The sequence below is a fragment of the Aminobacter sp. BE322 genome, from assembly GCF_050433525.1.
Taxonomy (GTDB): Bacteria; Pseudomonadota; Alphaproteobacteria; order Rhizobiales; family Rhizobiaceae; genus Aminobacter.
Window position 1 is genome coordinate 1 of the sequence record NZ_JBNPXB010000022.1, and the last position, 13,509, is coordinate 13,509.

Here is a 13,509-nt window from a genome sequence, read left to right on the forward strand (position 1 = left end):
TCCGTGACGGTGACGGGACTTGTGGTGAACGCCACCGACACCGACGGCGAGGTCATCCCCGGCACGGTCAATGTGACGGTGGTCGACGACGTACCTGATGTCGACATTGTCGATGGCCCGAGCACGGTTGCGGAAGGTGCGACGCTGAACGGCGACTGGACCTTGACCGAGGGCGCCGACGACGTCGGCTCGATCACGGTGACGGTTGCGGGCCAGGCTGCGCAGACGGTGACGTTGCCCGGCGGGGCCGCGGCGGTGTTCACCCTTGCGGAAGGCACGCTGACGGTGAATGCCGGCGGCACGTGGAGTTTTGTGGCCAACACCAATCTGGACTCGACGCCGGTGCCGGCAGTGAGCTTCACGGTTGCGGTGACGGACGGCGACGGCGATCCCGACAGCGACAGCTTCACGATCACGGTGACGGACGGGGCGGATGCGGAGGCGTCTGGTTCTGCGAATCTCGTGGTCGAGGAATCGGACCTGAACGGGACGGGCTCGACGCCTTCGGGCAACGACGAGAGCGACAGCGACACGGGGCTTTCGTTCACGGCGGGTTCGGATGCGATCTCGCTGAGCTTTGCGGCGGGTCAGGCGCCGACGATCGGCGGCCTGGACAATGCGGCTTCGATCAGCTGGGTTCTCGACGCGGGCGACGCTTCGGGGCGGACGCTGCTCGGCCAGATCGGCGGGTCGACGGTGATCACGCTGACGCTTTCGGGGCAGGTGACGGGTGCGGCCGGGGCGACGATCAGCCCGACGGTGACGGCGGTGCTTTCGGACAACTTCCCGCATGAGAACGCGCCGAATGCCGGTTCCGTGACGGTGACGGGACTTGTGGTGAACGCCACCGACACCGACGGCGAGGTCATCCCCGGCACGGTCAATGTGACGGTGGTCGACGACGTACCGACGGCTCAGCCGACCATTGCCTCGCCTATCCTCGACGACGAGGCTCATCCGTTCGGCATTGCGCCCAACGATGCGCCAGGCGACATCGATGCGCCCGAGGCGGCGGCCACGGCGACCGGCAATTTGAACATCGTGGCGGGCGCGGACGGATTGGCCTCCATCAGCTTCGACGCGAACGTGACCGCCACCGGCGAGAACGGCGCAAGCGTGCCGCTGCAGGCGATCGTCGTCGATCCGGTCACCAAGCTGCCGACGCTCGAGCCCATCACCACGAGCTGGGCGCCGGATGGTCTGGGTGGCGGCACGCTCACGGGCACCAGCACCAGCTTCCCTGCGGGTTCGCCTGCCTTCACCCTGACCGTCGACAAGAACGGAGAATACACCTTCACGGCCAATGCGCCGCTGTCGCATCCGCTCACTGACGATGTCGGAGGCAGCACGCTGACCGCCTATGAGGACGATCTCAGCCTCAAGTTCACCTATACGGCGAAGGACGGCGACGGCGACACGACGACTTCGACGCTGACGGTCAAGATCGACGACGACACGCCTGACGCCAACAACGATGCGGCCACCGTCGTCGAAGGCGCCAAGCCCAGCATGAACGTCGTGCTGGTCATCGACACTTCCGGCAGCATGGCGTGGGACGGAGATCCCGACACCCCTGGCACCCAGTCCCGCCTGGATCTCGCCAAGGCGGCGGCGCTGAACCTGCTCAACTCGGGCGACGTCACCATCAATCAGGTGATGGTCGTGGAGTTCTACGATGGTGTTGCGGTCAACAGTCCCATATGGGCCAACTGGAGCACCGACAAGGCCGATGTCGAGGGCTTCATCAACGGCTTGTTTGCCGGTGGCGGCACCAACTACGAAGTGGCCACTGACGCCGTTCGCGCCAACTGGGGCTCGGGCCCCACGGCGGCCGACCTCACCAATGTCTACTTCCTATCCGACGGCAATCCGGATCCGGCTTCAGCCGGGCTTGATTCGGGCGAGCAGGCGGTGTGGGAGAGCTTCCTGGTCAATCCGGACAACAACGCCGCGACCAATGATGCGATCAAAGCTGTCTATGCGGTCGGCATCGGATCGGGCGTAAGTACGGGTGCGCTCGAGCCCGTCGCTTGGGCGAACGGCAATCCAACCTTCCCGCCGATCACTATCACCGACGCGACGCAGCTCAGTGAGACGCTGCAGGGCACGCTCCCAAGCAATGTCGAGGGTAATGTTCTTACCAATGACGGCGCGGCGGGCAGCGCGTTCGGCGCCGATGGCGGCTACATCAGGTCCATCGTCATCGACGGCGTCACCTACACGTACAATCCTGCTGACGGCACGATCTTGGCCCCCGATACGTCCCACGTGGTCTCCAACACCGGGACTCAGATCACGGTCGAGACTTCGGCGGGCGGCGTACTCGTCTTCAACTTTGCTGACAATGGCGCCAACAAAGCCGGCGACTGGGGTTACACTGCTCCGAATCCGGTTATTGGCGGTGATAAACACGAGAGTTTCACCTACACGCTGGGCGACGGCGACGGCGACGGCAGTTCGGCGGCGCTGAACATCACCGTTCAGGATATCAACGGCACGCCCACGGCCGGTATGACGAGCGGCATTGTGGATGAAGAAGGCCTGTTCGGCGGTAATCTCGGTGACAGCTATGCCTCGGGCGACGCGGCCGGGTCGGCGAAATCTCTAACCGGCAACCTTGTCTACAGTTTCGGCCAGGACGGTCCGGCCTCGAGCGGCGCCATCACCTTCTCGACCTCTTCGGGCATACCGGCGGGGCTCAAGTCGGGAGGTGTCCCGCTGACCTATGCCTGGAATCCGGTGACGAATGTGCTGACCGCGACCGCGGGCACGGCGACCGTGTTCACGCTTGTGGTGACCAACGCCATGACCGGCGCCTACGCCTTCAATCTGTATGCGCCGCTGGATCATTCCGGCCTCAATGCCGAGGATGACATCAACTTCAACTTCGGCTTCACGGTGAAAGACCTCAGCGGCGACGTGGCCGACGGCACACTGGCGATCACCGTCGACGACGACGCTCCGAGATATTTCGGAGCCACCGACGGTGCGATCGGCAACATTGCTGGCCAGGTCGAGGGCACGATCAACGGCTCCTTCGGCGCCGATGGTCCGGGGTCGATTGCGCTAAACCCGCTGACGTCCCTGCCCGGCGTGACCTACAGTCAGCCGACGGCGACGGCCGACGGGGGAATGCAGATTGTGGCAACTGCCAGTACGGCCACAGGCACCGCGACTTTCTTCACCATGACCTGGTATCCGGATGGGAACTATGTCTTCGATCTGGTGACGCCGCGGCCGGTTGTTCAAGTGGATAACGTGCTCGGAAATTTTGACCCAGGCTCGCCTGTTCAAACCGTAACGCTGCCGGATGGCTCCTTCTTTGACGGCCTTTTTTTCTCGGGCAATACTGGGGAAATCAAGGATCATTTCATCAACCCAAATAGCGGGACCGGTAGCAATAGCGATGCGTTGAAGATCTCAGGAGGCGGGTTCGGACTTGGCAATGCCAGTGATGTTCCCGACAACAAGGGGTTCATGTTCGGCAACACCGGCGTAGACAGCCTGTCCTTCCTTGCAGATTTGACGTCGAACGCCGGCGAAGTCAAAATTTCCTGGGCAGCCTACTCCACTGCCTCGGCCCCCACGTCCTCAAACAATCCGCAGGAGACGGGAAGCGTTACCCTTACGTCGGATCAGACGATAAAGATTGATCCGGCCGGAACGTTCAACTGGGTTGTTGTCCGCATCGACGTCATTTCCGGCACGGGTCAGCCCGGCGTTCGCATTCAGAACGTCTCCTACACCAAGCCTCTGATTCCGGGCGATACGACCGTCTCGTTCGGCGTCACCTACACCGACGCCGATGGCGACGTGATCGCTGGTTCAACCTCAAGCGACAGCCAGAAGATCGACGTCCTCCTGGCTGGTAACACCACCACGACCTTCAATGGCGATAGCGGCAACGATTGGTTTACCGGAACTGCCGCTGTTGAAACCTTCAATGGTGACAGTGGCATCGATACGGTGGATTATTCGGGGTCGAATGCCATTGTGACTGTGAACCTGTCTACCGGATTCGAGAGTGGCGGGCACGCGCAAGGCGATGCGCTCAATGGCATCGAGAACCTGATCGGTTCGAACTTCGCCGACTCGCTGACGGGCCAGAATTCGGTTGCCAACGTCATCGAGGGTGGCGGAGGGGCCGATACGCTGAATGGTGGCACGGGGTGGGGCGACGATCCGATCGGTGACACCGCCAGCTATCAGCATTCGGCGGCGGGCGTGACTGTCGATCTGCAACTTGTCGGTATCGCGCAGACATCGGCGGGTGACGCAAGCGGCGACAAGCTGACCGGCTTCGAGAATCTGACGGGGTCCAACTCCGCGGATAGCCTCACCGGCGACAGCGGCAGCAACATTCTCACCGGCCTGGGCGGAGACGATCAGCTTTACGGTCTCGGCGGGAATGACATTCTGATAGGCGGCGCCGGCAACGATACGCTTGTCGGCGGATCGGGCTCCGACACGATGACCGGCGGCCTGGGCGGAGACACCTTCGTCATCAGTGCTGATGCGATGAATGGCTCGATCGACGACATCATCACTGATTTCAATCCCAACCAGGGCGATCAGATCGATCTCAGTGCCTTGTTGACTGGGCTCTCAGCCAGCACTGACCTGGAGGCCGAGGGCTATGTCAAGATTGAGCAGAGCGGAGCCGATTCGATCGTCAGCGTCGACACCACCGGCAACGGCGACTCGTTCCAGCAGGTCGCCGTGCTGCAGAATTTCAGCTACAACAGCAATGTCGGCGACATGGTGAAGGTGCTTTTCGAGGAGACTCCGGGTACGAAGCACTCGAACGATGTTTAAGACTGTACGAGTACGGATTGATTGAGGACCCGATGACCGACGACAAGGAAGCAGGCAATGTCGAGGCAGGCACTCTGCCGCATGTTCCTGTCGTCGAATTCGAGGCATGGCAGGGAGAGCCGGACATTCCGGCCCTCCCCATCCTCGCGCCATCTCCCGTGCCGGTGATCGATCCCGCTGCGCTGGGCGAGATCCTCGGCGATTCGCTGTTCGGCGATGTCATCGAGATGGCGGATCTCATCCCGCATCTCCTGGGGCCGGAGCCGGGTGGGCACGAGCCTCCGGTCGACAGCGCGCCTGCCGTCGTCGAGACGGGCGGCGAGGGCGTGGCGGCTTCCTTGCCTTTTGCCATTTTGTTCGAAGACGACGGCTCCTCGGGGCACGGGGCCGTCTGAAAAGTGCACGCGCCCGGCTTGCCGGGCTGGAAATTCAACGGGTGACGGGCGGCATCGAGCCGATGCCGGACAGGAGAGGGAAGAAAAGATGGCTTTCAACTGGAAGAAGCGGTCGGCGCTCGCCGGCCTCGTCGTGTTTGCCTTTGTCGGTCCGGCCATGGCCGCAGACCCCATCGGCACGCCGGTGACCAATTATTGCCGCGTCGCCGGCCCGTCCAACCTGGCGCTCACCGAAGACATGGGCCAGCTCAAGACCGAGGTCGTGCGCATGATGGACGAGGCGGTGGCGGCGGCCAACAGCTCGGAGTGGGTCGATTCCTCGCGTCCGGTCTTCGTCTGGGCCTCGGAAGCCAAGGTCGCCTGCGGCAAGGCCTATGGCTATCTCAAGACCAGCTACCGCGACGAGGACTACCTCAACAAGTGCGAGTGTTTCTACGATCGCATGGTGGAATACCAGAACTAGCCGCGCGGCGGGCGCGGCTTTGACGCGCCCCAGGCGGCAGGTTCCGGCGCGGCCTCGAGCGATGGCACTTCGCTCCATTCCGGCGGTTCTGGCCTGGCTCTCGGCCTCGGCGGCTGCCGCATCCGCCGCCGCTCCCGAACTGGTCCGGCCCGGAGCGGACGGCTCGCCCCCGGCACATGTGGAGTGCCGTCCGCTCGGCGCGGAATCGGGCAAGGACGCGTTTCGCGTCCTTGCCGCCTGCGAGGCGCGCATGAAGCAACTCCCGGCCGAACTGGCGCTGACGGTGATGGAGATCGAGAGCTTCTACGATCCGGAGGCCCGCGGCGGCGACGGCGAGGTCGGGCTGATGCAGGTGATGCCGGCCACCGCACGGCTCATGGGCTTTCGCGGCACCGACGAGCAACTCGCCGAGCCGCGCACCAACATAGCGCTCGGCGTGCGTTACCTCGCCGACGCCTTCCGGCTGGCGGAAGGCGATCTCTGCACCACCGTCATGAAATACCGCGCCGGCCATGCGGAAACGCGGTTCTCGGCCCTGTCCGTCCGCTATTGCCAGCGGGCGCGCGAGATCCTCAAGCGCGACGGTTATGCCGTAACAGGCACGGTGCCCGAAGCCACCTTCGGCTTTGCCGCGGTGGCCGGTCTGGGGCCGGTGGGCACCGCCGGTTCGGCGGCGCCCAAGGGGGTGTGCGTGCGCCGCAACTTCATGCCGGGGCCGCGCTACATGCGCTGCGCCGAATACCGGCCCGCTGCCCAGGCGCTTCATATCCGCAGCCTGCGCGCGAAATTGTTCGGCGGCTAGCGCGCCGTGCCGTTCTTGTGCCGCAGTCGTCGCGACAGTGACACCGAACCGATGAGTGAGGGGGAATGATGACGCAACCTGTCCGGCGCTTTCCGGGGTCCCTGCTGGCCGCGATCCTGGCCTTGCCGATCGGTCTCGCCGCCTGCCAGTCGGGGAGCGAAGGCGCGGGCACGCTCGGCGCGGTTGCCGGCGACGCCACGGCCGTGCCGGCTGCCCCGTCGGCGCCGGCTGCTTCCGGGCCGGCCAAGGCTTCCGAGAGCCTCGGCAAGGGCCCGGTCAAGGTGGCGATGATCCTTCCGCTGTCGGCCGGTGGTGCCGCCGGCGACAGCGGCCGCAAGATCCGCGATGCGGCGGCACTGGCGATGGCCGACCTGGGTAACGATCTCATCACCCTCAATGTCGAGGATACCGGCGGCGACGATGCCCGCGCCAGGACGCTGACGACGGGAGCGCTCGCCTCGGGCGCCAAGCTGGTGATCGGTCCGTCTGAGCCGGGCGCGGTGCGGCAGCTCGGCTCCGTCTCGGGCAGCAACCGGCCGCTGGTGCTGGCGCTCGCCGACAATTATGCCGGCGCGCCGGGCGTCTATTCCGTGCGCCTCAACGAGGCCGACAGTGCCGCGGCCGGTGCCGCGGCCATCGCCGCCAAGGGTGCGCGCAAGTTCGTGCTGTTCATGGCCGAGGGCGAGGCCGGCAAGGCGATCGAAAAACGTGTCGCCAACAGCCTTTCCATCTATGGCGCCTCGCTTGCCGTGGCGCTGCCGTTCGGGCCGGCGACCGGCGGTTCGGAAAAGGCCGTGGCCGACATGCAGGCACTGGTCAGCGATCCGCAGGCGATCGTCGTCGCCGGCGGCAGTTCCAACCCGGCGCCGCTGGTGGCGGCCCTGCGTGCAAGGGGCATGCTCGGCAAGGACGTCAGCCTCGTCGGCTCGAACCGCTGGCTCGAGCATGGCATCGACGACCCGACGCTGCAGGGCGCCTACATCGCCACCCTCGACAGCGCCGAGATCGGACCGATCGCCGAGCGCTTCCGCAAGACCTACAATTACGAGCCCGACGTCAACGTCGCCTATGGCTACGACACGGTGGCGCTCGCAGCCGGCATTGCCAGCGCGCTCGGCCCCAAGGGCTTCACCAAGAAGGTGATCGAGAACCCGACCGGTTTCCGCGGCTCGACCGGCGTCTTCCGCTTCCGCGAGGATGGCGCGGGCGAGCGCGCCATGCCGTTCTTCCGCGTCGACAAGGGCAAGCTCAAGCTGGTCGAGAAGTCGACCTCAGGTTTTTAGTTAGCCGGCTTTGAATGCGGCGTCGAAGGTGCCGAAGCGGGGCACCGGCGCCGTCATGTGCTGCAGTGTGGTTTCAGGCGTAGCGCGACAGCGAAAGGTCGGCCACGTCGATATCGGGGCGGGTGCCGCTGATCATGTCGGCCAGCACGCTGCCCGAGCCGCAGGCCATGGTCCAGCCCAGCGTGCCGTGGCCGGTATTGAGGTAGAAATTGTCGAACTTCGTGCGGCCGATCACCGGCGTGCCGTCCGGCGTCATGGGCCTGAGCCCGCTCCAGAAGCTGGCGCGGCTCTGGTCGGCTGCCCCTCCGAACAGGTCCTCCACCGAGAACTGCAGCGTCGCCTTGCGCGACGGCGAAAGATCGGTGTTGAAGCCGGCGATCTCGGCCATGCCGCCGACGCGGATGCGGTCGCCCAGGCGGGTGATGGCGATCTTGTAGGTGTCGTCCATGATGGTCGAAACCGGCGCCTTGCTCTCGTCGACGATCGGCACGGTGATCGAGTAGCCCTTGACCGGATAGACCGGCACCTTGAGGCCGAGCGGCTTGACGAAGGCCGGCGTGAAGCTGCCGAGCGCGCCGACGAACACGTCGGCCTCGACCTCGCCTTCAGACGTGCGCACGGCAATGATGCGCTTACCTTCCTGGCGCAGGCTTTCCAGCTTCACGTTGTAGCGGAACTCTACGCCCAGGCCTTCTGCGAGCCTGGCCAGCTCGTTGGTGAACTTGAAGCAGTCGCCGGTCTCGTCGTTGGGCAGGCGCAGGCCGCCGGCGATCTTCTCCCGCACGGGTGCCAGGCCCGGCTCGGCGGTGATGCAGCCGCTCGCGTCGAGCACCTCATAGGGCACGCCATCGCTCTGCAGCACCTCGATGTCCTTGGCCATGCCGTCGAGCTGCTTCTGGTAGCGGAACAACTGCAGCGTGCCTTGCGTGCGGTGGTCGTACTCGATGCCGGTGTCGTCGCGGAGCGCAATCAGGCGGTCGCGGCTGTATTCGGCAAGGCGCACCATGCGGCTCTTGTTGAGCGCGTATCGGGCCGAGGTGCAGTTGCGCAGCATGGCCGTCACCCAGCGCCAGGTCGAGGCGTCGAGCATCGGCTGGATGATCAGCGGCGCATGCTTCATGAACACCCACTTGATCGCCTTCTGCGGAATGCCGGGGGCGGCCCAGGGCGAGGCATAGCCGGGCGAGATTTCGCCGGCGTTGGCGAAGCTGGTCTCGAGCGCCGGTCCCGCCTGACGGTCGAGAACGGTGACCTGGTGGCCGGCCTTGGCCAGATAGTAGGCGGAGGTGACGCCGATGACGCCGGCGCCGAGGATGACTATGCGCATGGTTGCCCCTGTGGATCAGTGCCCTGCCGGGCCGAGGTAGCGGCGGTCGTAGCGCCGGCCCAGGCTGGTCAGGATTTCGTAGGAAATGGTGCCGGCATCCGCCGCGATCGCCTCCAGCGGCTGGTGCGGGCCGATCAGCTCGACCAGGCTGCCGAGTTTCAGCGTGCCGGGTTCGAGCGCGGTGACGTCGAGGATGATGCTGTCCATCGAGACGCGGCCGACGATCGGCAGGCGCACGCCGCCGAGAAAGGCGGCACCGGAGTTGCTGAGGTGGCGCGGCAGGCCGTCGGCATAGCCGGCGGCGATGGTGGCGAGCCGCATTTCGGATCCGGCGACGAAGCTGGCACCATAGCCGATCTCGGCGCCGGCTGGCACGGTGCGGGTCTGCACCACGCGCACATCGAGTCGCACCACCGGACGCATCGGGTTGTCGTGACCTGCCAGCGGCGCGCCGCCATAGAGCGCGATGCCGGGGCGGGCGAGGTCGCCGCGAAAGTCATCGCCGAGGAAGATGCCGGCGGAATTTGCAAATGACAGCTTGGCGTCGGCAAAGCGCTCGCGCACGGCCCTCATGCGGCCGAGTTGGCGGGCGTTGGCGGCATGCGCCGGCTCATCGCCGCAGGCGAGGTGGCTCATGACGATGTCGATATGGATGCCGGCGAGCCTGGCCGGCTCGGCGAGCAGCGCATCGACCTCGTCGGGCTCCAGCCCGAGCCGTGACATGCCGGTATCGACCTGCAGCGCGGCCGGCAAAGTCGTGTTGCGTGCGCGGGCGGTTGCCGACCAGTTGGCCACCTGTTCCAGCGAGTTCAGCACCGGCACGATGCCGATGTCGGCGCAATCGCCCTCGCTGCCAGGCAACAGCCCGTTGAGCACCAGGATGCGCGCGTCGCTGCGCAGGTAGGGCTTGAGTCGCAGCGCCTCGATGAAATGGGCGACGAAGAAGTCGCGGCAGCCGGCGTCGTAGAGCACGGGCGCGACATGGGCGACGCCGAGCCCGTAGGCATCCGCCTTGACCACCGCCGCCGCCTTGGCCGGTGCCGTTCGCCGGCAGAGCTGCTCGTAATTCGCCACCAGCGCCCCGAGGTCGATCGTCAGCACCCCGCAGGCCGCACGGCTTTCGATCTCGCTTTGCGCGCTCATGTGCATTTTCCGGGAACTGTCCTCGCCTATGCCTCGGAGAATACCGCAACGATTGTCGAAAATCTTGCCAATCTTGTGCGCTTTATGCGAACTGAACGCATATCGTCGAATTTTCATCGGGATTTTGAAAGGAACTGCAATGCCCTCGCTTGATGCCATCGATCGCGGCATCATCCGCGCTCTGCGGGCCAATGCGCGCATCAGCAACGCCAGGCTGGCCGAGGAGGTGGGGCTGTCGCCGTCCGCCTGCCTGCGGCGGGTGCAGTTGCTGGAACAGGATGGCGTGATCCGCGGCTACACCGCCATCATCGGCAGTGGTGCCGCCGAGGAGGGCATCGCCGTGATGATCCAGATCACCCTGGAGCGGCAGACCGAGGACTATTTCAACCGCTTCGAACTCGCGGTGCGACGCCATCCCGAGATCAAGGAGTGCTACCTGATGACCGGCGACGCCGATTATTTCCTGCGCGTCGAGGTCGAGAGCGCCGCCGATTTCGAGCGCGTGCACAAGGAGATCCTGTCGGCCCTGCCTGGGCTCGCCCGCATCCATTCGAGCTTTTCGATCCGCAACGTGCTGCAGTCCAAGCGGCCGAAGGCATCGTAGAGCTGATGGCCGGCGTCGCGGACGACACCGGCCGATTCATGTCAGGCGCCGGCCTGGGTCACGAACTTGGTGATCAGATAGGCTTCGAGCGCTTCCGTGCCGCCTTCCGAGCCGTAGCCGCTGTCCTTGATGCCGCCGAACGGCACTTCGGGCAAGGCGAGGCCGAGATGGTTGATCGTCAGCATGCCGGTCTCGATCTCGGAGCTGAGATCGGTGATCGTCTTGCTCGACTTGGCGAAGGCATACGCCGCAAGCCCGTAGGGCAGGCGGTTGGCTTCCGCCACCACGTCGTCGAAGCTCTTGAACGGCAGCACCAGGGCGACGGGGCCGAACGGCTCCTCGTTCATGATGCGCATGTCGGGGCGCAGGCCGGTCAGCACGGTCGGCTCGAAATAGGAGCCCTTGTTGCCGATGCGCTTGCCGCCGGTCTCGATCTTTGCACCATCGCTGACGGCCTCGTTGATCAGCTTCTCCACGGCTTCGAGGCGGCGCTCGTTGACCAGCGGGCCCATGCGGGTGCCCTCGGCCATGCCGTCGCCGACCTTCACCGCCTTGGCGTTCTCGACGAACTTGCCGAGGAAGCGGTCGTAAGCGCCTTCCTGGATCAGGAAGCGCGTCGGCGACACGCAGACCTGGCCGGCATTGCGGAACTTCGAACCGGCGAGCGTCGCGGCCGCGTGGTCGATGTCGGCGTCGTCGAACACCATCGCCGGCGCATGGCCGCCGAGCTCCATGGTGGCGCGCTTCATGTGCTGGCCGGCAAGGGCCGCGAGATGCTTGCCGACGGGCACCGAGCCGGTGAACGACACCTTGCGGATGACGGGATGCGGCACGAGATAGCCGGAGATCTCGGGCGGGTTGCCATAGACGAGGTTCAGCACGCCGTCGGGCAGGCCGGCATCCTTGAAGATGTCGCCGAGGAAGGCCGGCGAGCCCGGGGTCTCTTCCGGCGGCTTGACGATGATGGAGCAGCCGGTGGCAAGGGCCGCGCCGATCTTGCGCACGGCCTGCGACACCGGGAAGTTCCACGGCGTGAACGCGGCGACGGGGCCGACCGGCTCCTTGATGACGAGTTGGGTGATTCCCGATGCCCGCGCCGGCACGATGCGGCCATAGGTGCGGCGGCCTTCCTCGGCGAACCAGTCGAAAAGGTCGGCCGACGACAGCACTTCGATCTTCGCTTCGCCGACGGGCTTGCCCTGCTCGACCGACAGCACCTCGGCGATCATGTCGGCGCGTTCGCGCATCAGGTCGGCGGCGCGGCGGAGGACCTTGCTGCGCTCGTAGGCCGAGACCTTGCGCCAGATCTTGAAGCCGCGGTCGGCGGCGGCCAGCGCGCGGTCGAGGTCGCCCTTGCCGGCCGAGGCGACCTTGCCGATCACCTCGTTGGCGGCGGGGTTGTAGACGTCGATGGTCTTGCCGCCTTCGGCGGCGGTCCACTTGCCGTCGATGAACAGGTTTACATCAGGATACATGGTCGGTCCTTGCTGGGTAATGGAATGGCGGGCGTGGCCTGCATCATGCCGGCCTAGAACGCGATTTGGCGCGGATGCGCTAGATATAGGTTGGACTAATCTTTTGGACCACAAGCTCGGCGATGGCCAGCGACGAGGTCAGCCCAGGGCTCTCTATGCCGAACAGGTTGACCAGGCCGGAAACACCGTGGGCCTCTGGGCCCTGGATGACGAAGTCGGCTGCCGGCTCGCCCGGTCCCGAGAGTTTTGGACGGATGCCGCTGTAGGTCGGGCTCAGCCCGCCGTCGGCGAGGCCGGGCCAATATTTGCGGATTTCGCCGTAGAAATGGTCGGCGCGGCGAGGATCGACCGTGTAGTCCTTCTCCTCGATCCACTCGACATCGGGGCCGAAGCGCATGCCGCCATTGAGGTCGAGCGTCAGGTGCACGCCGAGCCCGCCCGGCTCCGGCACGGGATAGATCAGCCGCGAGAAGGCAGGCTTGCCGGTGACCGAGAAATAGTTGCCGCGGGCATAGCGCAGCGGCGGCACGAATGTCGGGTCGAGCCCTTCGAGCGATGCGGCGAGCCGGTTGGCGCCGAGGCCGGCGGCATTGACGAAATGCCGGGCGGCGACCTCGAAGCCTGCGCCGCTCGAAGTATCCTTCGTCTGCAGCACGAAGCTGCCGCCGTCGATCCGCCCCGACACGATCTCGGTGTTGAGGCTGAGGAAGGCACCGCCGTCTTCCGCTTCGCCGAGCAGCGAAAGCATCAGCGCATGGCTGTCGATGATGCCGGTCGAGGGCGAATGGACGGCGGCCGTGCAGGTGAGCGACGGCTCCATCGCCATCGCCTCTGCCGCGCCCAGCATCACCAGGTCGTCGACGCCGTTGGCTTTTGCCTTGGCGATGATGTCGGCCAGGGTCTCCCGCTGCTCCGGCAGGGTCGCCACGATCAGCTTGCCGCAGCGCTTGTGCGGAATGCCGCGCTCGGCGGCATAGGCATAGAGCTTTTGGCGCCCGGCGACGCACAGTTCCGCCTTCAGGCTGCCTTCAGGATAATAGATGCCGGCGTGGATCACCTCGGAATTGCGCGAGCTGGTCTCCGTGCCGATGGCGTCGGCCGCCTCGACGATGATCGTCTCCATGCCGCGGCGGGCGAGTTCGCGGGCGACCGCAAGGCCGATGACGCCGGCGCCGGCAACGATGCAGTCGACGGTCTCCATC

The 13,509-nt window shown here is 65.5% G+C and carries 10 protein-coding genes; 6 read left to right on the forward strand and 4 right to left on the reverse strand.

Going from position 1 to position 13,509, the window contains the following annotated elements; all coding sequences use genetic code 11:
• Positions 1 to 24 precede the first annotated feature (24 nt).
• The 5 genes from J2X50_RS22005 to J2X50_RS22025 all read left to right on the forward strand — a co-directional run bounded on the left by J2X50_RS22005 (position 25) and on the right by J2X50_RS22025 (position 7,758).
• Complete coding sequence (locus J2X50_RS22005) at positions 25 to 4,815, forward strand: beta strand repeat-containing protein (RefSeq protein ID WP_429098059.1); 4,791 nt, start codon at positions 25 to 27, stop codon at positions 4,813 to 4,815.
• A gap of 32 nt (positions 4,816 to 4,847) precedes the next feature.
• A complete protein-coding gene (locus J2X50_RS22010) occupies positions 4,848 to 5,210 on the forward strand; it encodes a hypothetical protein (protein WP_429098061.1) in 363 nt (120 codons plus the stop codon).
• An 88-nt stretch (positions 5,211 to 5,298) separates the two neighbouring features.
• Positions 5,299 to 5,673: a hypothetical protein gene (locus J2X50_RS22015; RefSeq protein ID WP_429098063.1), complete on the forward strand. Its 375-nt coding sequence runs from the start codon at positions 5,299 to 5,301 to the stop codon at positions 5,671 to 5,673.
• A 61-nt stretch (positions 5,674 to 5,734) separates the two neighbouring features.
• Positions 5,735 to 6,475 (forward strand): lytic transglycosylase domain-containing protein, encoded by a 741-nt coding sequence (locus J2X50_RS22020; protein ID WP_429098065.1) that lies wholly within the window; start codon positions 5,735 to 5,737, stop codon positions 6,473 to 6,475.
• A gap of 65 nt (positions 6,476 to 6,540) precedes the next feature.
• Positions 6,541 to 7,758, forward strand: coding sequence for an ABC transporter substrate-binding protein (locus J2X50_RS22025; protein ID WP_429098067.1), 1,218 nt, complete (start codon positions 6,541 to 6,543; stop codon positions 7,756 to 7,758).
• A 73-nt stretch (positions 7,759 to 7,831) separates the two neighbouring features.
• Here the strand turns inward: J2X50_RS22025 and J2X50_RS22030 are convergent, their stop codons facing one another.
• Together J2X50_RS22030 and alr are read right to left on the reverse strand one after the other, a co-directional pair.
• The gene (locus J2X50_RS22030; RefSeq protein WP_429098069.1) at positions 7,832 to 9,085 is read right to left on the reverse strand and encodes a D-amino acid dehydrogenase; all 1,254 of its coding nucleotides are present in this window, start codon (positions 9,083 to 9,085) and stop codon (positions 7,832 to 7,834) included.
• 15 nt (positions 9,086 to 9,100) lie between these two features.
• Positions 9,101 to 10,234, reverse strand: a complete 1,134-nt coding sequence (gene alr / locus J2X50_RS22035) for an alanine racemase (RefSeq protein ID WP_429098071.1) — start codon at positions 10,232 to 10,234, stop codon at positions 9,101 to 9,103.
• Positions 10,235 to 10,367: 133 nt separating this feature from the next.
• Here alr and J2X50_RS22040 point away from each other — a divergent pair, with 133 nt between their 5' ends.
• Positions 10,368 to 10,832, forward strand: a complete 465-nt coding sequence (locus J2X50_RS22040; RefSeq protein WP_429098072.1) for an Lrp/AsnC family transcriptional regulator — start codon at positions 10,368 to 10,370, stop codon at positions 10,830 to 10,832.
• A gap of 41 nt (positions 10,833 to 10,873) precedes the next feature.
• Here J2X50_RS22040 and J2X50_RS22045 read toward each other — a convergent pair whose 3' ends face one another.
• On the reverse strand, positions 10,874 to 12,307 hold the full coding sequence (locus tag J2X50_RS22045; protein ID WP_429098074.1) for an NAD-dependent succinate-semialdehyde dehydrogenase: 1,434 nt from the start codon (positions 12,305 to 12,307) through the stop codon (positions 10,874 to 10,876).
• A gap of 79 nt (positions 12,308 to 12,386) precedes the next feature.
• Entirely contained in the window at positions 12,387 to 13,508 is a 1,122-nt protein-coding gene (locus J2X50_RS22050; RefSeq protein ID WP_429098076.1) for an NAD(P)/FAD-dependent oxidoreductase, read from the reverse strand.
• Position 13,509: the final 1 nt, after the last annotated feature.

Excerpts from the sequence above, each read along its gene's own strand:
- J2X50_RS22010 (WP_429098061.1), top strand. The coding sequence starts at position 4,848 with ATGACCGACGACAAGGAAGCAGGCAATGTCGAGGCAGGCACTCTGCCG.
- J2X50_RS22015 (WP_429098063.1), top strand. The coding sequence starts at position 5,299 with ATGGCTTTCAACTGGAAGAAGCGGTCGGCGCTCGCCGGCCTCGTCGTG.
- J2X50_RS22020 (WP_429098065.1), top strand. The coding sequence starts at position 5,735 with ATGGCACTTCGCTCCATTCCGGCGGTTCTGGCCTGGCTCTCGGCCTCG.
- J2X50_RS22025 (WP_429098067.1), top strand. The coding sequence starts at position 6,541 with ATGATGACGCAACCTGTCCGGCGCTTTCCGGGGTCCCTGCTGGCCGCG.
- J2X50_RS22030 (WP_429098069.1), bottom strand. The coding sequence starts at position 9,085 with ATGCGCATAGTCATCCTCGGCGCCGGCGTCATCGGCGTCACCTCCGCC.
- alr (WP_429098071.1), bottom strand. The coding sequence starts at position 10,234 with ATGCACATGAGCGCGCAAAGCGAGATCGAAAGCCGTGCGGCCTGCGGG.
- J2X50_RS22040 (WP_429098072.1), top strand. The coding sequence starts at position 10,368 with ATGCCCTCGCTTGATGCCATCGATCGCGGCATCATCCGCGCTCTGCGG.
- J2X50_RS22045 (WP_429098074.1), bottom strand. The coding sequence starts at position 12,307 with ATGTATCCTGATGTAAACCTGTTCATCGACGGCAAGTGGACCGCCGCC.
- J2X50_RS22050 (WP_429098076.1), bottom strand. The coding sequence starts at position 13,508 with ATGGAGACCGTCGACTGCATCGTTGCCGGCGCCGGCGTCATCGGCCTT.